Origin of the sequence: Variovorax sp. HJSM1_2 (assembly GCF_049316285.1) — a bacterium.
In the GTDB taxonomy this organism is placed as follows: Bacteria; Pseudomonadota; Gammaproteobacteria; order Burkholderiales; family Burkholderiaceae_C; genus Rhodoferax_B.
In genome coordinates this window covers 59,865-79,293 of record NZ_JBMOXA010000001.1, presented here as the reverse complement: position 1 = coordinate 79,293, position 19,429 = coordinate 59,865, and the positions used below count along the sequence as shown (strand labels likewise).

Below are 19,429 nucleotides of genomic sequence, written 5' to 3'. Positions count from 1 at the left end.
ATGGCAACTGCAAAAAAAGCCGCAGCGAAAGCTGCTCCCGCCAAGAAAGCTGCACCAGCAAAAAAAGCAGCTCCGGCAACCAAGGTAGCCGCTAAAGCCGCTGCTCCGGCCAAGAAGGCCGCTGCTCCTGCGAAGAAGGCTGCCGCTCCTGCAAAGAAAGCTGCTCCAGCCAAGAAGGCCCCCGCAGCCAAGAAGGCTCCTGCCAAGCGCGCCGTCAACGCCGCTTTCATGAAGCCACTGACCCCCAGCGCAGCATTGGCCGCCATCGTCGGCGCCACGCCTCTGCCACGCACCGAAGTGGTCAGCAAGATGTGGGTTTACATCAAGAAGCACAAGCTGCAAGATGAAGTCAACAAGCGCCTGATCAACGCCGACGCCAAGCTGAAGGAAGTCTTCGGCAAGGCCCAGGTCACCATGTTTGAAATGACCGGCCTGGTTGGCAAGCACCTGAAGTAAGCTGCCACCACGCGCCTTAGGCGCCCCAAAAAGCCGCACTTGTTGCGGCTTTTTTTCGTTTCAAAGCCGGTGCATGCAGACTGCAAATAATCCAAATCGGCTCACACCGCAAGCCCTGTCCACCGGTGCAACGGATTTGTGACGCCCGCGCGACAGCTACATACCCTTAGAACTTGTACATACAGGCACAGTTCATGCATAGTCCGCCGCCATGCATTTTTCCTTTCATTTAGTTCTAAACCAGTTCGGGGTTTCCGGGGTTGTTTCCAACCCTGCTTTGGCGTCAGACTGCGGCCATGCCCACTAGGCAGTGGTTGTGCAACTGACTGCCCCCTCAAAAAACTAATTCCCACGTTGACATGTTCCGCTTCCTGCTCACGCGCCTGAGCCTGGTCATCCCTACCTTCATTGGGATGACGCTTCTGGCCTTCTTCCTCATCCGGCTGGTGCCGGGCGACCCTATCGAAACCATGGCCGGCGAACGCGGTATAGACCCCGCACGCCACGCCGCCCTGATCAAAGAGTACGGACTGGACCAGCCCATGCTCACCCAATACGGCATCTACATCGAACGCGTTTTGCACGGCGATCTCGGCAAATCCATGATCACCCAGGAGCCGGTGCTGCGCGAGTTTGCGGCGTTGTTCCCGGCCACCGTGGAGCTGGCCATTTGCGCCATGTTGTTCGCACTGCTGATTGGCATTCCGGCGGGCATTCTGGCGGCCGTCAAACGCAACTCCATCTTCGACCACGGGGTGATGGGCATCTCGCTCACCGGCTATTCCATGCCAATCTTCTGGTGGGGGCTGCTGCTGATTCTGCTGTTCTCTGTGCAGTTGGGCTGGACACCGGTGTCTGGCCGCATCGACGTGAAGTACTTCATCGAGCCAACCACCGGCTTCTTGCTGGTCGACTCGCTGCTGTCCGAGGAAAAAGGCGCCTTCTGGTCGGCCGCCTCGCACCTGATCTTGCCGATGATCGTGCTCGGCACCAACCCGCTGGCGGTGATTGCGCGCATGACGCGTTCGGCCATGCTCGAAGTGCTGGGCGAAGACTATGTGCGCACTGCACGCGCCAAGGGTTTGCCACAGATTCGAGTGGTCGCCGTACACGCGCTGCGCAATGCGCTGATTCCCGTGGTCACGGTGATCGGCCTGCAAGTGGGCGTGTTGTTCACCGGCGCCATCCTCACAGAGACCATTTTTTCCTGGCCCGGCGTGGGCAAGTGGCTGATTGAAGCCATCTCGCGGCGCGACTACCCGGTGCTCCAAGGCGGCATCTTGCTGCTGGGCACCATGGTGATGGCGATCAATCTGTTGGTGGACATCACCTACGGCATCATCAACCCGCGCATCCGGCACCAGCACTGAGTTTCCCCATGAATACGATTTCCGCTCAAAACGCTGCGCCGGCAACGCCCGCCGTGGCCCCCGCGCCGCCGCATCCGCTGCGCGAGTTCTGGACCTACTTCAGCGCCAACAAAGGCGCCGTGGCCGGTCTCATCGTCGTGGTCGGCGTGCTGCTGATCGCCTTGCTTGCCCCGTGGATCGCACCCTACTCGCCCATACAGGTCGACAATTCGGTCTTCCTCAAGCCCCCGTTCTGGCAAGAAGGCGGCTCCACCGCCCACCTGCTGGGCACCGACGCCATTGGCCGCGACATCCTCTCACGGCTGATGCACGGCGCGCGCCTGTCGTTGGTCATAGGCATTGCCGTGGTGGCCATCTCGGTCATCGTCGGCACCATCCTGGGTTTGCTCACCGGCTACTTCCGCGGAGTATTCGAGATCGCCGTGATGCGCCTGATGGACATCATCCTCACGCTGCCTAGCCTGCTGCTGGCCATCGTCATCGTGGCCATCCTCGGCCCTGGGCTGATGAACGCCATGCTGGCCGTGGCCGTGGTGGTGTTGCCGCATTACGTGCGCATCACGCGTGCGGCAGTCATCTCTGAAGCCTCGCGCGACTACGTGACCGCCTCGCGCATGAACGGCGCCAGCCGCATCCGCCTGATGTTCAGCGAAATTCTGCCCAACTGCACGGCCCCGCTGATCGTGCAGGCCTCGCTGGGCGTATCGACCGCCATTCTGGACGCCGCCGCCCTGGGTTTCCTGGGCCTGGGCGCCCAGCCGCCACTGCCCGAGTGGGGCACCATGCTGGCCGACGCACGCGAGTTCGTGCTGCGCGCCTGGTGGGTCGTCACCTTCCCCGGCCTGGCTATTTTGATCACGGTGTTGGCGTTCAACCTGCTGGGCGATGGCCTGCGTGACGCTCTGGACCCGAAGCTGAAACGATAAGAGTCCAGGAGTAATTGATATGGCACTTTTAGAAATTGAAAACTTGTCTGTCGAGTTCCCCTCGCAGAACAGCGTGATGCACGCCGTGGACGGCGTCAGCCTAACGGTTGACGAAGGCGAAGTCCTGGGCATCGTGGGTGAATCCGGCTCCGGCAAAAGCGTGACCATGATGGCCTTGATGGGCCTGGTGTCCTACCCCGGGCGTGTGCGCGCCGACAAGATGCGCTTCGCCGGACAGGATCTGCTGACCTTGAGCCCGCGCGAGCGCAGCAAGCTCACCGGCAAAGACGTGGCGATGATCTTCCAAGACCCGACCACCAGCCTGAACCCGTGTTTTACCGTGGGCTTCCAGCTCAAGGAAACCCTGCGCCTGCACCTCGGCCTGGACAAAAAGGCCGCGCACCGCCGCGCCATTGAACTGCTGGAACAGGTGGGCATTCCCTCGGCCGAAAGCCGTCTCTCGGTCTACCCGCACCAGATGTCGGGCGGCATGAACCAGCGTGTGATGATCGCCATGGCCATCGCCTGCAACCCGCGCCTGCTGATTGCCGACGAACCCACCACCGCGCTCGACGTGACCATACAGGCGCAAATCCTGGACCTGCTGCGCAGCCTGCAAAAAGAGCGTGGCATGGCGCTGGTGCTGATCACACACAACATGGGCGTGGTGTCTGAAATGGCGCAACGTGTGGCCGTGATGTATGCCGGCCAGGTGATGGAAGAGCGCAAGGCGGCAGACCTGTTCAACTCGCCGCAACACCCCTACACCGAAGCGCTGCTCGCCGCCATGCCTGACCGCAGCGACGGCAGCGGCCGCCTGGCCACCATTCCCGGCATGGTGCCCGGCCTATACGACCGCCCCAAGGGTTGCCTGTTCGCGCCACGCTGCGGCTACGCCACGGAACACTCGCGCGCCGAGCGCCCGCTGCTGCGCGCCTGGGCCGACGGCAAGGTGCGCTGCCACTACCCGCTGGGAGACCCGTCGCGCGACGCGCAGCGGGCTCAAGACAAACCCGTGGGCATCGCGGCCAGCGTTGCGGAGGTGCAAGCATGAGCACGCTAGCAACCATCCCAAAGACCGATGCCAACACACCGGTTCTGATCGCCAAAGACCTCAAGCAGGTCTACCACATCAGCCGTGGCATGTTCCGCCCCGCCGCCCAATTGCAGGCCGTGGGTGGCGTGTCGTTCCAGGTGCAACGCGGCCAGACGCTGGCCGTGGTGGGTGAGTCCGGTTGTGGCAAATCCACGCTGGCACGCATGGTGTCGCTGATCGAAAAACCCACCGAAGGCAGCTTGATGCTGGGCGGCGTTGACGCCGTTCAGGCCTCTGGCGAGCAGATGCGCGCGCTGCGCCGCACGGTGCAGATGGTGTTTCAAAACCCCTATGGCTCGCTCAATCCGCGCCAGAAGATAGGCCAGGTGCTGGAAACCCCGCTGACCATCAACACGCCTTTTGACGCCGCCGAACGCGCCAGCCGCGCCCGCGACATGCTGGCCCGTGTGGGCCTGCGCCCGGAACATTACAGCCGCTACCCGCACATGTTCTCCGGCGGCCAGCGCCAGCGTATCGCGATTGCGCGTGCGCTGATGCTCAACCCCTCGGTGGTGGTGGCCGATGAGCCGGTCTCCGCGCTCGACGTGTCGATCCAGGCCCAGGTGCTGAACCTGCTGGCCGACCTGCAGCACGAATTCGGCCTGGCCTACCTGTTCATCTCGCACGACCTGGGTGTGGTGCGCCACATCGCCCACGATGTGTTGGTGATGTACCTGGGCCATGCCGTGGAGCAAGGCGACAAGAAGAGTGTGTTTGCCAAGCCTTTGCACCCGTATACGCAGGCGCTGCTGGCGTCTACACCGGGTATCGCCGGCCAGGGTGTGGCACGCCAGCGCATCGTGCTCAAGGGCGAACTGCCCTCGCCGTTGAACCCGCCCAAGGGCTGCGTGTTCTCGACGCGCTGCCCGTATGTCACCGAGCGCTGCCGCGTGGAGCGCCCGGTGCTGCGCCCGCTGGACGGCCGCCTGGTGGCCTGCCACGAGGCCGAACGTGTGGCCGATGGCGTGGCGCTGCCCGCCACTGCAGCCGCCGCAGTCACCGCCTAAAAACGAGTTGTCTACTTTGCATTGCGCACAGTCGATTCGTTTCCTATCATTCTGTGCAGGTCTGCAACCCCAGGCCCGCACGTTGTCCCGGCGCAAGGGCGTAATCCGCCCACGCGCTATTCAGTCTGCTGCGTTGCAGCCATTCAATCGAAGGAAGTCGTCAAGATGAACCAGTCCCTACCCCGCGCGGCTGTTGGCCGCCAACACCTGCGGCCGCTGCAACGCGCCCTGTTGGGTGCCGCCTTGGCTGTGCCCGCCTTGCTGGCCTTGACCCCTGTTGCCTCTTCGGCCAAGACCCTGGTCTACTGCGCCGAAGGCAGCCCTGAAAACTTCTACCCCGGTGTCAACACCACGGGTACCTCGTTCGACGCCAACGAACCCATTTACGACCGCCTGGTCGGCTTTGAGCGCGGCGGCACGAAGGTGGTACCGGCATTGGCTGAAAAGTGGGACATCTCTGCCGACGGCAAGGAATACGTGTTCCACCTGCGCAAGGGCGTGAAATGGCACAGCAACAAGAACTTCAAGCCCAGCCGCGACTTCAACGCCGATGACGTGTTGTTCGCCTTCACGCGCCAGTGGAAAGACGACGACCCATACTTCAAGGTCACCAGCCCCAACCACTCGTACTTCAACGACATGGGCATGCCCAAGCTGCTGAAGTCGGTCGACAAGGTGGACGACTACACCATCAAGATCACACTCAACGCGCCTGAAGCACCGTTCCTCGCCAACCTGGCCATGCCCTACGCGGCCATCCAGTCCAAGGAATACGCCATCACCATGCTGAAGGCCGGCGCACCTGAAAAGATCGACCAGGAGCCTATCGGCACCGGCCCGTTCTACCTGGTGCAGTACCAGAAGGACGCCATCGTGCGCTACAAGGCCTTCGCCCCCTACTGGGCTGGCAAGGCGAAGATCGATGACCTGGTGTTCGCCATCACGCCAGACGCCTCCGTGCGTTGGGCCAAGGTGCAAAAGGGTGAGTGCCATGTCATGCCCTACCCCAACCCAGCCGATCTGGACACCATCCGCAAGGACCCGAACGTCACCGTGCTGGAACAGCCTGGCCTGAACGTCGGCTACCTGGCCTACAACACGCAAAAGAAGCCGTTTGACGACGTGCGTGTGCGCAAGGCCATCAACATGGCCATCAACAAGAAGGCCATCATCGACGGCGTTTACCTGTCGACCGGCGTGGCCGCCAAGAACCCCATTCCGCCGACGATGTGGTCCTACAACAATGCGGTGAAGGACGACGCCTACGATCCAGCTGCGGCCAAGAAGCTGTTGGCCGAAGCCGGCCACCCCAACGGTTTCACCACCGACCTGTGGGCCATGCCGGTGCAACGCCCCTACAACCCGAACGCCAAGCGTATTGCTGAATTGATGCAAGCCGACCTGGCCGCCATCGGCGTCAAGGCCGAGATCAAGAGCTTCGAATGGGGCGAGTACCGCAAGCGCATGCAGGCTGGTGAGCACCAGATGGGCATGCTGGGTTGGACCGGTGACAACGGTGACCCAGACAACTTCATGTACACCCTGCTGGGTTGCGCCTCGGCGCAAAGCGCCAGCGGCTCTAACATTGCCAAGTTCTGCTACAAGCCGTTTGAAGACTTGGTGCTCAAGGCCAAGACCGTCAGCAGCCAGAAGGAACGTGCTGCCCTGTACGAAAAGGCGCAAGTGATCTTCAAGGAACAAGCGCCTTGGTTCACCATCGCCCACGCCGTGCAGCTCAAGCCCGTGCGCAAGGAAGTCATTGACTTCAAGCTCAGCCCGTTTGGCCGCCACGTGTTCTACGGCGTGGACATCAAGGAGTGATTTCCCCGCAGCCGGCCCGGTAGGCCGGCATGACCTGGTGAAGTTTGCAGGGCCGGTATCCACCGGCCCTTTTTTCATCTCAAAAAAACCACAACCCTGCAAAGTTGCCGTCGACCATATAGATCGCTTGCCTTAGCGTTCATAGAATCACCCCAGGTTTCGCTCAAATGCGGCCGTAAATTCGTTCCCGAACACGTTCTAAAGAGGTTCAGAATGTAGTGAACGACCCGGCCTCCTGTAGTACCTCTGTCTGTTGAGTAGCTCCCGCCACTTTGGCCGTGCATCGAAACCAGAAGGGACCACCTTGAATTTGCGTTCGTCTCCGACCCCACGCCGCCTGGCCAGCGTGGTTTTGCCCATGCTGCTGCTTTGCGCCAGCGTCCCCGCACTGGCCGAGGGCGGTGAAAGTACCGTCGACAAAATTGCCGACGTCATCGCTGTGGTGGTGCTGATCTTCGTGCCCATCGTCGGCATAGGACTGTTTTTGATGGTGCACGTGTTACCGGAAAAAATCGCCCACCATCGCCACCACCCGCAAACCGAAGCCATCACAACGCTATGTTTGCTGTCTTTGGTGTTCGGCGGCTTGCTGTGGCCATTGGCTTGGCTCTGGGCGTTCACCAAACCGGTTGGTTACCGCGCCGCTTACGGCACGGACAAACACGAAAACTACTACGCCGACATGGCCGAACAGCACCGTGGCGGCAAACTGACGCCGGAGCAAACCACTCATTTGATTGAAGACCTGGACAGCATCCAAGCCAAAGGCCCCCTGCCCCCACACCTCAAGCAGCTCAGGGCAGAGCTGGTCAAGCGCCAGCAGGATGAGGCACGTACGGCGCAAACCGCCACGGCGGCACCGGTTGCGGCATCCGAGAAAGGGGCCGTCTGATGGAACTCCTGCTGCTGGGCATTTATGCCTTCTTCGTCTGGCTGCTGTGCGTCAAGCTCAAGTGGATACCGTGGAACATCGTGACCCAGGTGATTGCGGTCATCATCCCGGTGGTGGCGCTGACGGTACTGATCCTCACGCTCAACGTCATCGCGCCCGCCTCGGCCGATGTCCGGGTCATCAAATACACCATTCCCATCGTGTCGCAGGTGCGTGGCCGCGTGATAGAAGTGCCGATTGAGGAAGGCAACCGCCCGGTGAAAAAAGGCGACGTGTTGTTCCGCGTCGACCCCAAGCCCTACCAGTTGGAGGTGAACACACTCACCGCGCAACTCGCCAACGCCCAGGCCGGCCAGCGCGAAACCGAAGAATCGCTCAAAGCCGCGCGCGGCAAGGTGTCCGAAACCCAGGCCTTGGGCGCACAAGCCTCGGGCCGGCTGCGCGATGTCAGCGCCTCGCTGGAGCTGGCCCGCAAGCGTGTGGCGCAATACCGTGAGCTGGTGCAGACCGGTGCCGGCAGCAAGTTCGACCTGGAAAAAGCAGAGACCGACCTGCGCTCGCAAGAAGCCAAGTACGACGAAGCCAAAGCCCAGCAAAGCCAGGCCAGCGCCTCTGAAGTGCAAGCGGTCGCCTCGGTGCAACAGGTTCAGCAAAAACTTGGCGCCAAGGTCGACGGCGAATACGCCCAAGTGGCCCAGATCCGTGCCCAGCTGGAAAACGCCAAGTGGCTGCTGGAACAGACCGTCACGCGTTCGCCCTGCGACTGCACCGTGGTCAACCTGCAACTGCGCGCGGGCGGATTCGTTGCCGGATTCCCTATCAACCCTGTGGTGACGCTGGTGGAAGACTCCGGCCAGATGGTCGCCCTGTTCGACCAAAACGAATTACACAAGGTGGCCAGCGGCAACGAAATCGAACTGGCGCTGGAAACCATTCCCGGCAAGGTCATCAAGGGTAAAGTCGACTCCATCATCTGGACCCAGGGCCAAGGCCAGTTGCAAGCCAACGGCAGCATCCCCAACACCGGCGCACTGCCGCAGGTGCCTGGGCGTTATGCGGTGAAGTTCCACATCAGCGATCGCGACAAAGAGTTGTTCATCGCTGGCGGCGCCGCCGGCCATGCGGCCATCTACACCGACCACCTGCACGAGATCCAGATCCTGCGCAAGGTGTTCATTCGCCTGCAGTCCTACCTGTTCTACCTGGTGCTGAAACTGTGAGTGCCACACCGGTGTTGTTTCAGCGTTCGGCCCTGAGCCTGGCCTGCGCCTGTGCGGCCATGATGCTGGGCGCCTGTGCGCTGCCGTCTCCCGGTTCGCATGAAGAGCTGGCAACAGCCTCCGCGCCCAACCGCAAGCTGCCCGCCGAGTGGCGTGCCGCGGCCACCCCGGCTGGCGCCGTGGCAGACCAATGGCTGCAAGGCTTCAACGACGCGCAACTCAACGCCTTGGTGCAAGAGGCCTTGACCTACAGCCCGGACCTGCAGTCCGTGGCGGCCCGCGTAGAACAGGCGGCGGCCTATGTGCGCGTGGCCTCGGGCCTGCTCTACCCACAGGTCAATCTATTGGCACGCGGCGGCGGCAAGCTCAGCGGCGACAGCAGCGGCCTCGAAGGCCTGGGCTTTTTTGCCAACTGGGAAATCGATCTTTGGGGGCGTGTGCGTGCCGGCGCCTCTGCGGCGCAGTCGCAGTACGTGGCCAGCCAGCTCGATGCCACCTACGCGCGCCAGTCGCTTGCCGCCCAGGTGGCCAAGGGCTGGTTCCTGGCGACCGAGGCACGGCTGCAGCTGGCGCTGGCGCAAGAGACCCTGCAGGCCTCGACCAGGCTGGAGCAACTGGCGAAAGACCGGCTGCGTGTGGGCATTGGCGACGAATACGATGTGCGCCTGACACAGGCCAACCTCAACAGCCTGCGCGACACCGTGCAGAACCTGGAGCAGTCGTATCTGCAAGCCCTGCGTTCACTGGAAATCCTGGCCGGCCGCTATCCCAGCGCCAGCCTGCAGGTCAGCGCCACCCTGCCCGAGCTGGGCACCGCCGTGCCACAAGCCGGCGTGCCCTCTGCGCTGCTCGAACGCCGCCCCGACGTGGTGGCGGCCGAGCGACGACTCGCCGCCGCGTTCTACAACACCGAGCAAGCCAAGGCGGCGCGGCTGCCGCGCCTGTCACTCACCGGAGGGGTGACCAGCGTTTCCAGCAGCCTGTTTGTGCTGCAGGACCGCGAAAACCCGGTCTGGAGCGTGGGCGCCAACATCATGGCGCCTATCTTCCTCGGCGGGCAGTTGCAGGGCCAGGTGGATCTGCGTACGGCCGAGCAGAAACAGGCCCTGGCCGACTACGGCCGTATCGGCTCCAAGGCTTTTGGCGAAGTGGAGAACGCCCTCTCCGCCTCGACCACCCTGATAGGCCGTGAAACGGTGCTCGCGCAAGCGGTCAACGACAACCAAGCCGCCGTGGAACTGGCCGAAACCCGTTTCCGCGTCGGCTCCATCGACATGCGCCCGCTGCTGCAGCAAAGGCTGTCGCTCTACGCGGCGCAGGTCGCCCTGCTGCGTGTGCGCGGCGAACAGCGTGTGCAGCGGGTCAACCTGCACCTGGCGCTGGGGGGCAGCTTTGCCGAACCCATAGACAGCCAGACACTGAGCCAGAACAAGGGCACAACGCCTGCGGCACAGTAACCGGCCGGTCGAAGCGTATCGTCAATCCTGCGGCCAGGACAGGTTCTTAGTCAGCGAAGCTGTCTGCGTCGCTTGTGCATCGACCGGTTTGGTCGGCTTGGCCGGCACTTTCATCTTGCGCCACCAGGGGTCGACACGCTCCACATGCTGCGGCTCTATGGCTTGGCCCAGGCGCGGCATGGCCAAGGGTGTGCCACTGCGCTCGGCCTGCTGCAGCAGCGCTTCGGCCGGTTGGTCCCAGGCGTGGGTGGCGAGTTTGAACGTTCCCCAGTGCACCGGCAGAAACGTACCGCCGCCCAACAAGGCATGTGCCTTGAGTGCGTTATCCGGTCCCAGATGCATATCACCCCAGGCTGGGTGGTAGGCCCCCACCTCAAGCATCACCAGATCGAAAGCGCCCAGGCGTTCGCGGATCACACGGTACTCGTCCGTCAAGCCGGTATCGCCGCTGAAGAACACCGAATGGCGCGCAGAACGAATCGCAAACGACGACCACAGGGTGGCATTGCGGTCATGGAGCGAGCGCCCGGAAAAATGCTGCGAGGGTGCAGCCGTCACCGTCACCTCGCTACCCGGCAACTGGTGCGACTCCCACCAGTCCAGCTCGACGATGCGCTCGGGCCGCACGCCCCAGGCTTCCAGATGCGCACCCACGCCCAGCGAGGTCACAAACGGCACATCGCGCCTGGCGAGTTCGCGTACCGTCGGGTAGTCCAGATGATCGTAGTGGTCGTGCGACACCAGCACCAGGTCAATGGGCGGCAGCGCCTGCAAAGACACCGGCACCTCTTGAAAACGTTTGGGCCCGACCAGGCTGAAGGGTGATGCGCGAGCGCCCCACACCGGGTCGGTCAACAAACGCAGTCCGTCGATCTCGATCAACACCGTGGAATGGCCTAACCAGGTGGCACGCAGGCCGCTGGACGGCGGGCGCGTCCATGACTGCAGCGGATCCACCGATGGCAAAGGCCCGTTCGGCGCGGTGTTTTCGTCACCAAAGATCAGTTCACGCATACCGGGCATCTGCCCCTTCACGCGCAAGCCACGCTCAATCGGATGCAGGTTGCGAAAGCCCTGGCCATCCCAACGCGGTGATGCTTGAATGCGCTCCAAGCGCAAACCTGCTGACTTTTTGCCTAACGATTTCAAAACGCTGCCTACTTTCCACGCGACCTCAGCGCCACATGACGATGACTCGTCTTCGACACCTGAGGCATTCACGCTGGTTTTCCAACAGAGCTTCACAATACTTTGCATCACGCACCGTGTCCGGGCGCGTGATGCACAACATCAGGAACCCAACATCAAAATGTCTTGCCCACCGACAGCAAGGCCGTCGTCTTTCCCACACGGCGCGCATCCTGGCCCGCTGAGTTGGCCACTTGGTAATAACGGCTCTCGGCATCCGTGCCCACCACGGCGGCGCTGAAGTTCAGGCCCGCCCAGGTCTTGGACAAGGCCACGCGGTAGTCGCTATACGACAGCGCGCTGTAGCCATGCACCGCTGTGTGCCCTGCATGCAAGGCCAGGGCATAGCCGTCGCCCAACTCCAGGTTGTAGTTGAGTTCAAGGTAGCTCGTGCCGCGTGAGCTGCCGTTGTCGGGCAAGGCACTGTAGAAGGCATAAGCCGCACTGCTGCCGTTGAGGCCGAAGTAGTCTGTCACCGCATACCAGAGCTTGGCATTGAAACCGCCCACGGTGGCGCCCGCATACAGCTCGGTGGTGTCGTACTTCTGGCCTGATGGCGTGGCCGGCGCGCTGTTCATGCGTGCGCTGGGGTAGATGTAACGCAGCGCGCCCAGGTCAACAAGCACGCCAGACGCAGGCTCAAAGCGATAACCACCGTACAGGTCTGCCTCCAGGCTCGCGCCGTTGTTGTAGCTGTTGGCGGACACGCTGGAGTTCCAGTTGCCAAGATACCAGCCGCTGGCATGGCTGTAGTCAAAGCCGCCTTGCACCGCAGGGCGCCCCCAGCTTTGGGAGATGCCACGAAAGCGGTAGTCGCTCACGAGCGCCAGGTTGCCGGTCAGACTGTGCTCAGAGGCCGCGGCGTCGGTCGTCGCGGTTTGCGCATGGGCGCAGGCAACACAAAAAACGGCGGACCACAAAGCGAGCGCTGAAGAGGTTTTCACAAAAGGAGTCATAGAAAAATCAAGGGATCAAGCAAGAACAAACAGGAACGAGCAAGGGCTCAATGAGGGACGAGAGAGGACGAGAAAAAGGAGGCCGTGCTTTGCGGCATACCGCTGACAACACACCCCACCTCGCCGCTGGGCACGCTGCGCAGCACCTCGTGCATGACGTCAGCCGCATGCCCCGCATCGAAGCGGATCAGCAGCCGAACGCGGTGGTCTTTCTGTGGTGCGCAGCGCTCAATTACCGCTTGCGCGCATGCCGCCACAGCACGCCGCACGAGGTGGGCGTGGCAGGCATCGACGGTGACCGTCATCCATTGGAAACGTGGGGCCGCGCGGCGTTGGGCGTGCGCGCGGTGTGCAGATTCGGTGCCCTGGAGCACCTGCTGAAACAACATCCAACTCATCTTTTCTCCAACGTGCTTTCGAATGAAATCACGAGGAGAGAAGCTTAAAAATGACGCTGTAAAAACGGGCTTTAAACAAAGCCTGCGGCCGCAAAAAAAATATCAAGACACCCTGTCGGTGCTAGACCGCGAAACCACGGGCAAGACCGTTTGGTCGCGAGCAACAGCCCCCATACTCACTAAAGCCTCACTAAAGCCTCACTCCGCCGTCAGGCCCGACTTCTTCACCAGATCAGCGTACTTCACCACCTCCACCTTGATTTGCGCAGTCGCCGCCTCGGGTGTGCTCGGGTTGATGGTGTTGCTTTGTTTGGCCATGGCCTCTTTCACATCGGGCGCAGCAAAGGCGGCGACCACGGCGTCGTGGATGCGTTTGACCTGCGCGGCGGGCAGCTTGGGTGGCGCGGCCACGGTGAACCAGCCTTCGGCCTCGTAGCCCGGCAGACCTTGCTCAGCGATGGTGGGGATGTCGGGCGCGGCACTTGCGCGGGTCTTGCTGCCCACGCCTATGGCCACCAGCGCGCCGCTCTTCAGGTGCCCGGCAATCGCGGGCAAGGCCACCATGCCAAAGTCGACCTGGCCACCAATCAGGTCGGTGACCATGGGGCCTGTGCCTTTGTACGGAATGTGCCGCGCTTGCACACCCGCCATGTCCAGGAACGACGCAATGCCCAACTGCAAAATGGTGCCATTGCCCGATGAACCATAGTTGTAGGCATCGGGTTTGGCCTTGAGCAACGCAATCAACTCCTGCGCCGTGCGCGCGGGCACCTTGGCCGGGTTGACCACAATCACCAAGGGTGTGGAACCCACCACGCTGATGTAGGTGAAGTCGGTCAGCGTGTCGTACGGCATCTTCTTGAACACGCTGGGGTTGATGACGTGGTTGTTCGACAGTATGCCTAGGGTCATGCCATCGGGCGCGGCCTTGGCCAAGGCCGAGGCACCGGTAAGGCCGCCCGCGCCGGGCAGGTTGTCGATGACCACAGGCTGCCCCAAGGCTTTGCCTAACGCAGGCGCGGCCGCACGGGCGATACCGTCCACACCCGAGCCCGCACTGATGGGCAGGATCACCCGCACGGGGCGGTCTACCGCTTGGGCCATGACCGTGGTGCTGGCCACTGCGGCCAGCAACGCGGCTGAAAGCCAACGCGTGGAGGATTGAAATTTTCTGGTCTGCGTGGTTGTCTTCATGGTTTTGTCTCCTTCTTTTTGATTACTTGAGGCTCGGTATTAAGGCCGGCCCAACCATTCTGAAAGCACCGCTTCGGTGTGCTCGCCCACCGCAGGCAAGGGGCTGCGCACGCCGGGCCGTTGGCCACCCATGGTCAACGGCAGCAGCACCACGTCGGTGGTGCCACCATCGTCGGTGGTCATGGGCACCAGACCGCCGCTGGCGCGCAGGTGCGGGTCGTCCAGCAACTGCTCGGGCCGCATGATGGGCGCGTACGGAATACCTGCGGCTTCGAGCTTGGGCGCGAGCTCATTCACACGGTGCTGCTGCAAGATGTCGCCCAGCCGCTGCAGCAAGGCGGGCCGCACGGCCACGCGTAAAGCATTGTTGGCGAGAGTCGGGTCTTCTGCCAAGTCTGGCCTTTCCAGCACGCGGCACAGGGTCAAAAACTGTTTGTCGCTCACGGCACCTATGAACAGTTGCTCGCCGCCGGCCAGCGTGAACACGTCGTACACGCTCCAGGCCGAGACGCGCGACGGCATGGGCGGTGGCGGCTCACCGGTCATCGAATATTGCTGCATGTGCTGCGCCGAGAGGAAGACGCAGTTCTCGAACAAGGCGCTTTGCACCTCCTGCCCACGGCCGGTACGCTCGCGCTCGCGCAGCGCGGCCAGCACGCCAATAGCGCCAAACATGCCGCCCATGATGTCGTTGACCGAGGTGCCTGCGCGCAGCGGGCGGCCCTTGGGTCCGGTCATGTAAGACAGGCCGCCCATCATCTGCACCACTTCGTCCAATGCCAGCCGGTTCTCGTAAGGGCCGGGCAAGAAGCCTTTGTGCGATACGTAGATCAGCTTTGGAAAGCGTGCCGACAAGCTGGCGTAGTCCAGCCCGAAAGAGGCCATCAGCCCCGGGCGAAAGTTCTCCAGCACCACGTCGCAAGCGCCTGCCAGTTCGGTCGCTGTGGCGCGGCCTTCTTCGGTGGTGATGTCCAGCACCACACTTTTCTTGTTGCGGTTGAAGCTGCGAAAAAAGCCTATGCCCAGGCCCGGCAGCTTGCGCGTTTTGTCGCCACCGGGCGGCTCGATCTTGATGACCTCGGCCCCCAGGTCGGCGAGGATCATGCCGCAGGTGGGGCCCATCACCATATGGGTGAATTCGAGCACACGCACACCTTCCAAGGGCAAGGCGCGTGGGGTGTCAACAGAGCGTGGGTTCATAGGTTTGTGTTCTCTTCGGAAAAAGTGCGTGGCAGACCGGCACGCCACAAGCTGCCGTGCAAGGTTTCACCGGCCAGCCAGCCGGCCACACGCGCACGCAGCGCCAACAGTTGGTCGATGGCCAAACCGGTGTGAATACCCATGCTGGCCAGCATGTAGGCCAGGTCTTCGGTGCTGACGTTGCCGCTGGCACCGGGTGCATGCGGGCAGCCGCCAATGCCGGCCAGGCAGGCGTCAAAACGCGTGACGCCCACGTCGAGCGCCGCCAGCACATTCGCCAGGCCCAGGCCACGCGTGTCGTGGAAATGGCCGCACCAGAAACGCTCGCCCGCCAGTTGGCGCGCCTGGGCAAACAAGCTGCGCACCTGGGCCGGGTCGGCATAACCCACGGTGTCGGCCAGGCTCACGCGGTCGGCGCCCGCGTCCAGCAGCGCCTGCAGCAGCCGCAGCACTTCAGCGGGTTCCACGCGGCCTTGCAGGGTGCAGCCGAAGGCTGTGCCTACACCACCTTCAATCAAGGTTTTGCTGCCCGCCGCATCACGTGTGGCGCGGATCTTGGCAAGCTCGGCCACTACCTCGTCTGGCGTTTTGCGCAGATTGGCCAGGCTGTGTGCGTGGCTGGCCGACAGCGGCACCAACAGCAGATCGGCCTGCGCGGTGATGGCCGCTTCAGCGCCACGCAGGTTGGGCACCAGCACCGAGGTGAACAGGCCGGGCAGCGTTTTGGCAAAGGCCACGAGCTCGGCCGTGTCGGCCAGTTGCGGCAACAGGCGGGCCGGCACAAACGAGCCAACCTCAATCTCACGTTGGCCGGCGGCGTAAGCGGCCTGTATCCACTCGCACTTATGCGGCGTGGGCAGGATGGTGGCAAGGCTTTGCAGGCCGTCGCGCAGGCCCACCTCGCGTATCACGGCCTGGCGCGGCAAGGCTGGTTTTTCAGTTGACGCAATCGCGTTCATTCGTGGCATCTCCTCAGTGACCTCACTTTAGAGATTCCATAACGGATTGAAAGCGTTAATATGGAACGCCCAACATTCCCATTTGGAACTTCATGCGCGACCTGGACATCACCAGCCTGCGGCTTTTTGTGGCGGTGTGCGAGGCGCGCAGCATCGCGCGCGCGGCCGAGTTGCAGCACATGGTGCCCTCGGCGATCAGCAAGCGCCTGGCGCAACTGGCCGACAGCGTAGGCGTGCCGCTGCTGCAACGCCAGCGCCGGGGCGTTGTGCCCACGGATGCGGGCGACATGCTGCTGCAGCACGCACGCGGCATGCTGGCCGGGGCCGATCGCCTGGCGCGCGACATGGCCTCCTACGGGCGCGGCGTGAAAGGCCAGGTGCGCATGCTCGCCTCGGTATCGTCCATCGCCGAGTTTTTACCGGACGACATTGCCAGCTTTCTGCAAGACCGGGCACACGCGGAAATTCGCGTCGACATGGAAGAAAGCCTGAGCCGCGACCTGGTGCGTGCGCTACGCGAGGGCACGGCGGCACTAGGTGTCTGCTGGGACGCCGCCGATCTGGCGGGCCTGCAAACCCGGCCCTACCGCCGCGACCACCTGGCGGTGGTGGCCCACGCCTCGCACCCGATTGCCGCCCTGCCCTCGTGCAGCTTTGCGCAGACATTGGCCTATGAACACGTAGGCCTGCCCGCCACCACGGCGGTACAAAGCATGTTGATCCGGGCTGCCGCCATCATCGGCCAGCCGCTGAACTACCGCGCCGTGGTGTCCAGCTTCGATGCCTCGCTACGCTGCGTGCGCGCTGGCCTGGGCATTGCCGTGGTGCCGCGCGAAACGGTAGACCCCGCAAGCAGCGGCGCGGGGCTGCGTGTCGTACCCCTGACCGATGCCTGGGCGTTACGCCAGTTTGCAATTTGTTTTCGCGATGCCGCAGCCCTATCGCCCGCGGCTAGGCTCTTGCTGGCGCATCTGGAAGGCCGTGCAGCGCAGCAAAAAAACCTGAAGAAAAAAACACCCTCTACGCACAAGTCGCGAGCATGAGGTGCTCTCATTTCTGATACTGCTCATGATTTCACCGTACAGCGCTCAACAGACCAGCCCCGTGGCTTGATGCAATGTATGCAGCGCCTACCCCCGATGGGGCGCGCAGCTGTTTACAAGCTTATCGGGCTACGCTTACCGACTGCATCCAGGGCTTGCGGTCCGCCATATCCCGCCATGTTCCGCAATACGCCGCCGTCAGCGCAGACAATGCAGCCATGCAAAGCCCCTCTCCCGCCATGGATCCGTTCACTGTCATCGTCATGCTGGCGATCCATTTGGTGGGCAGTGGCGGTTTGATGTTTCTGATTTGGCGGCTGATGCCCAATGCCCCCGGACTGGGGCGTTGGTGGATCGCCAGCTCGCTGTTCGGCATGGCCTATCTGGGCCGCTTGTTTGGTGGACTGGAAGTGCTCGATCTGCGTGCTCTGGCGGGCGACGGCTTGATGCTGTTCGCGGTCTTGCTGTTCAAGGACGGTGTGCGCGATTTCGTCGGTCGCCCGGTGTTGCGCTGGCCACTTGTGCTGGCCCTGTGGGCGGCCATGTTTGGCGCGGAAATCGCTGCGGCGCTGTGCATCAGCCCGTCGGCCCGCCACGTGGTGCTGAACAGTGCGATTGGCAGCATGTATCTCTTGATGACCTGGATTCTGCTGCGCCACGGCGGCGCCAGCCAAGCACAGCCTCTGCGCGCGCCGCTGCGCCTATTGACCACACTGCTGGGCGGACTGGCGCTGCTGACCCTGTTGCGCGCCTGGGACATAGGCCTGGACGGCATAGACGTTGCGTTTGATGGCCTGCTGGCCCAGGTTTTTTATATCTATGCCTCGCTCACCGCTGTAGTGGTGGGCTTGACCTTGATCTGGATGTTGTTTCTCAGGTTGAACGGGCAACTGGCCGATCTGGCCACACGCGATGCGCTCACGGGTGTCTTGAACCGCCACGGCCTGGACGAAGTTGTGGCGCGGCATTTTGCGCGGCGCGATGCACCGCCGTTGACCGCGCTGCTGGTCGACATCGACCACTTCAAGAAGATCAACGATTCCTACGGCCACGCCACGGGCGACAAGGTCCTGCAGGCCGTGGCCAGGACGCTGAACGCACAACTGCGGGCCGGCGATTTTGTGGCGCGCATTGGCGGTGAAGAATTCTTGATCGGCTGCGTGGAAGAAACCCACCAGCCGCAGGACATGGCCCTGATGCTGGCCAGGCGTTTAAACCAAAGCGTGCGCGAGTTGCCCTTGCGAACCGCCGATGGCACTGCGCCCGTGGCATGTACGGTCAGCATAGGCCTCTCGCCTGGCTGCAGCAGCCTGCGAGCATGGCAAAAAGGCAATGAACAGGCGGACCAGGCACTTTACCGCGCCAAGCAGGCCGGGCGTGACACCGTTCGCAGCTTCAGCGCAGGCTAAAACGGCCTGAGCGCCTGAACAAAAACCGATACAGGTCCATCGCGCAGATTCAGTCTATGCGCACATCGAAGTAAGCGGTTTCAGACTCGCCCAAGCCTTGGTAGGCCGCCAGACGCGCAGCCACCGCAGCCTTGCCCCATAGCCGGACACAGGCCAGCTCCTCGGGCGAGAGTTCGTCTGGTGGCGCATCTTCAAGATGCTGGATGGTGCGCAGCGTCGCCACCACACCATCGGGGCCGCCGCACTGGCGCTCCAGCACCTTGGCGTAACGCATCTCTGCGATCATGCGCTCACGCTCGGGCAGCCCGGGGTAGTCGCACAGGGCGACGGAATAAATGCTGTCGACGACTTCCATGATGACCTCCATATACTGTTTATATACACAGTAATATTAGCATCAAAAAAGCTGGAAACATGGGCGGCATCTGCAGCTTCTACACTTGGCAGCTCAGGAAATTTGATGACTCTCGCTTTGCACACATCCCAACGCAGCACAGCCCTGGTTTGTGCATTCCTGGCCCTGGCCACGTCCGCAGCAGCCCTGGCCTCCGGACGGACTGCGCCAGAACCCAGTGCCAAGGCCCAATTCCAGAATTACAGCAGTTGCCCGTCCACCGGCAAACGCGAGGGCCACTGTCCCGGTTACCGCATAGGCTACAAGATAGGCTTGTGCGCGGGCGGGCAAGACCGCTGGTCCAATATGGTGTGGCTCACCGACGCGGCCTACCGCGAACAGCAACAGCGCGAGGCTGCTGCGTGTAGCCGCCGCAACGCGCCTACAGTTGCACCGCGCTGAATGCCCGATTTGCTCTGAGCGTAGGACAGCAACGCAAATGA

19 protein-coding genes are annotated in these 19,429 nt (G+C 62.6%); 12 read left to right on the top strand and 7 right to left on the bottom strand.

The window, feature by feature from the left end:
• The 9 genes from ACFQ95_RS00370 (at position 1) to ACFQ95_RS00330 (ending at position 10,245) form a co-directional block, all read left to right on the top strand.
• Positions 1-456: an SWIB/MDM2 domain-containing protein gene (locus ACFQ95_RS00370; RefSeq protein ID WP_422829217.1), complete on the top strand. Its 456-nt coding sequence runs from the start codon at positions 1-3 to the stop codon at positions 454-456.
• Between the two features lie 359 nt (positions 457-815).
• The gene (locus ACFQ95_RS00365) at positions 816-1,826 is read left to right on the top strand and encodes an ABC transporter permease subunit (RefSeq protein ID WP_422828802.1); all 1,011 of its coding nucleotides are present in this window, start codon (positions 816-818) and stop codon (positions 1,824-1,826) included.
• An 8-nt stretch (positions 1,827-1,834) separates the two neighbouring features.
• Positions 1,835-2,752, top strand: coding sequence for an ABC transporter permease subunit (locus ACFQ95_RS00360; RefSeq protein WP_422828801.1), 918 nt, complete (start codon positions 1,835-1,837; stop codon positions 2,750-2,752).
• Between the two features lie 19 nt (positions 2,753-2,771).
• Positions 2,772-3,806, top strand: coding sequence for an ABC transporter ATP-binding protein (locus ACFQ95_RS00355; RefSeq protein ID WP_422828800.1), 1,035 nt, complete (start codon positions 2,772-2,774; stop codon positions 3,804-3,806).
• Entirely contained in the window at positions 3,803-4,855 is a 1,053-nt protein-coding gene (locus ACFQ95_RS00350) for a peptide ABC transporter ATP-binding protein (RefSeq protein ID WP_422828799.1), read from the top strand. Before ACFQ95_RS00355 ends, ACFQ95_RS00350 begins: the two co-directional genes overlap by 4 nt.
• 165 nt (positions 4,856-5,020) lie before the next feature.
• Entirely contained in the window at positions 5,021-6,676 is a 1,656-nt protein-coding gene (locus ACFQ95_RS00345) for an ABC transporter substrate-binding protein (RefSeq protein WP_422828798.1), read from the top strand.
• Between the two features lie 304 nt (positions 6,677-6,980).
• Positions 6,981-7,568: a DUF3302 domain-containing protein gene (locus tag ACFQ95_RS00340; protein WP_422828797.1), complete on the top strand. Its 588-nt coding sequence runs from the start codon at positions 6,981-6,983 to the stop codon at positions 7,566-7,568.
• Positions 7,568-8,788 (top strand): HlyD family secretion protein, encoded by a 1,221-nt coding sequence (locus tag ACFQ95_RS00335; protein ID WP_422828796.1) that lies wholly within the window; start codon positions 7,568-7,570, stop codon positions 8,786-8,788. The genes ACFQ95_RS00340 and ACFQ95_RS00335 overlap by 1 nt, the downstream gene beginning before the upstream one ends.
• Complete coding sequence (locus tag ACFQ95_RS00330) at positions 8,785-10,245, top strand: efflux transporter outer membrane subunit (RefSeq protein WP_422828795.1); 1,461 nt, start codon at positions 8,785-8,787, stop codon at positions 10,243-10,245. Before ACFQ95_RS00335 ends, ACFQ95_RS00330 begins: the two co-directional genes overlap by 4 nt.
• 21 nt (positions 10,246-10,266) lie before the next feature.
• On the opposite strand, the gene ACFQ95_RS00325 is transcribed toward ACFQ95_RS00330, so the two are convergent.
• The 6 genes from ACFQ95_RS00325 to ACFQ95_RS00300 all read right to left on the bottom strand — a co-directional run bounded on the left by ACFQ95_RS00325 (position 10,267) and on the right by ACFQ95_RS00300 (position 16,140).
• Positions 10,267-11,358: an MBL fold metallo-hydrolase gene (locus ACFQ95_RS00325; protein WP_422828794.1), complete on the bottom strand. Its 1,092-nt coding sequence runs from the start codon at positions 11,356-11,358 to the stop codon at positions 10,267-10,269.
• Positions 11,359-11,549: 191 nt separating this feature from the next.
• Positions 11,550-12,377, bottom strand: coding sequence for a TorF family putative porin (locus tag ACFQ95_RS00320; protein WP_422828793.1), 828 nt, complete (start codon positions 12,375-12,377; stop codon positions 11,550-11,552).
• A 59-nt stretch (positions 12,378-12,436) separates the two neighbouring features.
• The gene (locus ACFQ95_RS00315) at positions 12,437-12,787 is read right to left on the bottom strand and encodes a hypothetical protein (RefSeq protein ID WP_422828792.1); all 351 of its coding nucleotides are present in this window, start codon (positions 12,785-12,787) and stop codon (positions 12,437-12,439) included.
• Between the two features lie 198 nt (positions 12,788-12,985).
• Complete coding sequence (locus tag ACFQ95_RS00310) at positions 12,986-13,981, bottom strand: tripartite tricarboxylate transporter substrate binding protein (protein ID WP_422828791.1); 996 nt, start codon at positions 13,979-13,981, stop codon at positions 12,986-12,988.
• A 39-nt stretch (positions 13,982-14,020) separates the two neighbouring features.
• A complete protein-coding gene (locus tag ACFQ95_RS00305) occupies positions 14,021-15,181 on the bottom strand; it encodes a CaiB/BaiF CoA transferase family protein (protein WP_422828790.1) in 1,161 nt (386 codons plus the stop codon).
• On the bottom strand, positions 15,178-16,140 hold the full coding sequence (locus ACFQ95_RS00300) for a hydroxymethylglutaryl-CoA lyase (protein WP_422828789.1): 963 nt from the start codon (positions 16,138-16,140) through the stop codon (positions 15,178-15,180). The genes ACFQ95_RS00305 and ACFQ95_RS00300 overlap by 4 nt, the downstream gene beginning before the upstream one ends.
• A gap of 92 nt (positions 16,141-16,232) precedes the next feature.
• On the opposite strand from ACFQ95_RS00300, the gene ACFQ95_RS00295 reads away from it, so the two are divergent.
• Complete coding sequence (locus tag ACFQ95_RS00295; protein WP_422828788.1) at positions 16,233-17,183, top strand: LysR family transcriptional regulator; 951 nt, start codon at positions 16,233-16,235, stop codon at positions 17,181-17,183.
• A 218-nt stretch (positions 17,184-17,401) separates the two neighbouring features.
• Positions 17,402-18,592, top strand: coding sequence for a GGDEF domain-containing protein (locus ACFQ95_RS00290; protein ID WP_422828787.1), 1,191 nt, complete (start codon positions 17,402-17,404; stop codon positions 18,590-18,592).
• A 49-nt stretch (positions 18,593-18,641) separates the two neighbouring features.
• Here ACFQ95_RS00290 and ACFQ95_RS00285 read toward each other — a convergent pair whose 3' ends face one another.
• Positions 18,642-18,947, bottom strand: coding sequence for a hypothetical protein (locus tag ACFQ95_RS00285; protein ID WP_422828786.1), 306 nt, complete (start codon positions 18,945-18,947; stop codon positions 18,642-18,644).
• A gap of 105 nt (positions 18,948-19,052) precedes the next feature.
• On the opposite strand from ACFQ95_RS00285, the gene ACFQ95_RS00280 reads away from it, so the two are divergent.
• Positions 19,053-19,388, top strand: a complete 336-nt coding sequence (locus ACFQ95_RS00280) for a hypothetical protein (RefSeq protein ID WP_422828785.1) — start codon at positions 19,053-19,055, stop codon at positions 19,386-19,388.
• Positions 19,389-19,429 lie beyond the last annotated feature (41 nt).

Coding starts and splice junctions, on each gene's coding strand:
- ACFQ95_RS00370 (WP_422829217.1), top strand. CDS start 1: ATGGCAACTGCAAAAAAAGCCGCAGCGAAAGCTGCTCCCGCCAAGAAA.
- ACFQ95_RS00365 (WP_422828802.1), top strand. CDS start 816: ATGTTCCGCTTCCTGCTCACGCGCCTGAGCCTGGTCATCCCTACCTTC.
- ACFQ95_RS00360 (WP_422828801.1), top strand. CDS start 1,835: ATGAATACGATTTCCGCTCAAAACGCTGCGCCGGCAACGCCCGCCGTG.
- ACFQ95_RS00355 (WP_422828800.1), top strand. CDS start 2,772: ATGGCACTTTTAGAAATTGAAAACTTGTCTGTCGAGTTCCCCTCGCAG.
- ACFQ95_RS00350 (WP_422828799.1), top strand. CDS start 3,803: ATGAGCACGCTAGCAACCATCCCAAAGACCGATGCCAACACACCGGTT.
- ACFQ95_RS00345 (WP_422828798.1), top strand. CDS start 5,021: ATGAACCAGTCCCTACCCCGCGCGGCTGTTGGCCGCCAACACCTGCGG.
- ACFQ95_RS00335 (WP_422828796.1), top strand. CDS start 7,568: ATGGAACTCCTGCTGCTGGGCATTTATGCCTTCTTCGTCTGGCTGCTG.
- ACFQ95_RS00315 (WP_422828792.1), bottom strand. CDS start 12,787: ATGAGTTGGATGTTGTTTCAGCAGGTGCTCCAGGGCACCGAATCTGCA.
- ACFQ95_RS00310 (WP_422828791.1), bottom strand. CDS start 13,981: ATGAAGACAACCACGCAGACCAGAAAATTTCAATCCTCCACGCGTTGG.
- ACFQ95_RS00305 (WP_422828790.1), bottom strand. CDS start 15,181: ATGAACCCACGCTCTGTTGACACCCCACGCGCCTTGCCCTTGGAAGGT.
- ACFQ95_RS00300 (WP_422828789.1), bottom strand. CDS start 16,140: ATGAACGCGATTGCGTCAACTGAAAAACCAGCCTTGCCGCGCCAGGCC.
- ACFQ95_RS00295 (WP_422828788.1), top strand. CDS start 16,233: ATGCGCGACCTGGACATCACCAGCCTGCGGCTTTTTGTGGCGGTGTGC.
- ACFQ95_RS00290 (WP_422828787.1), top strand. CDS start 17,402: ATGCAAAGCCCCTCTCCCGCCATGGATCCGTTCACTGTCATCGTCATG.
- ACFQ95_RS00285 (WP_422828786.1), bottom strand. CDS start 18,947: ATGGAAGTCGTCGACAGCATTTATTCCGTCGCCCTGTGCGACTACCCC.
- ACFQ95_RS00280 (WP_422828785.1), top strand. CDS start 19,053: ATGACTCTCGCTTTGCACACATCCCAACGCAGCACAGCCCTGGTTTGT.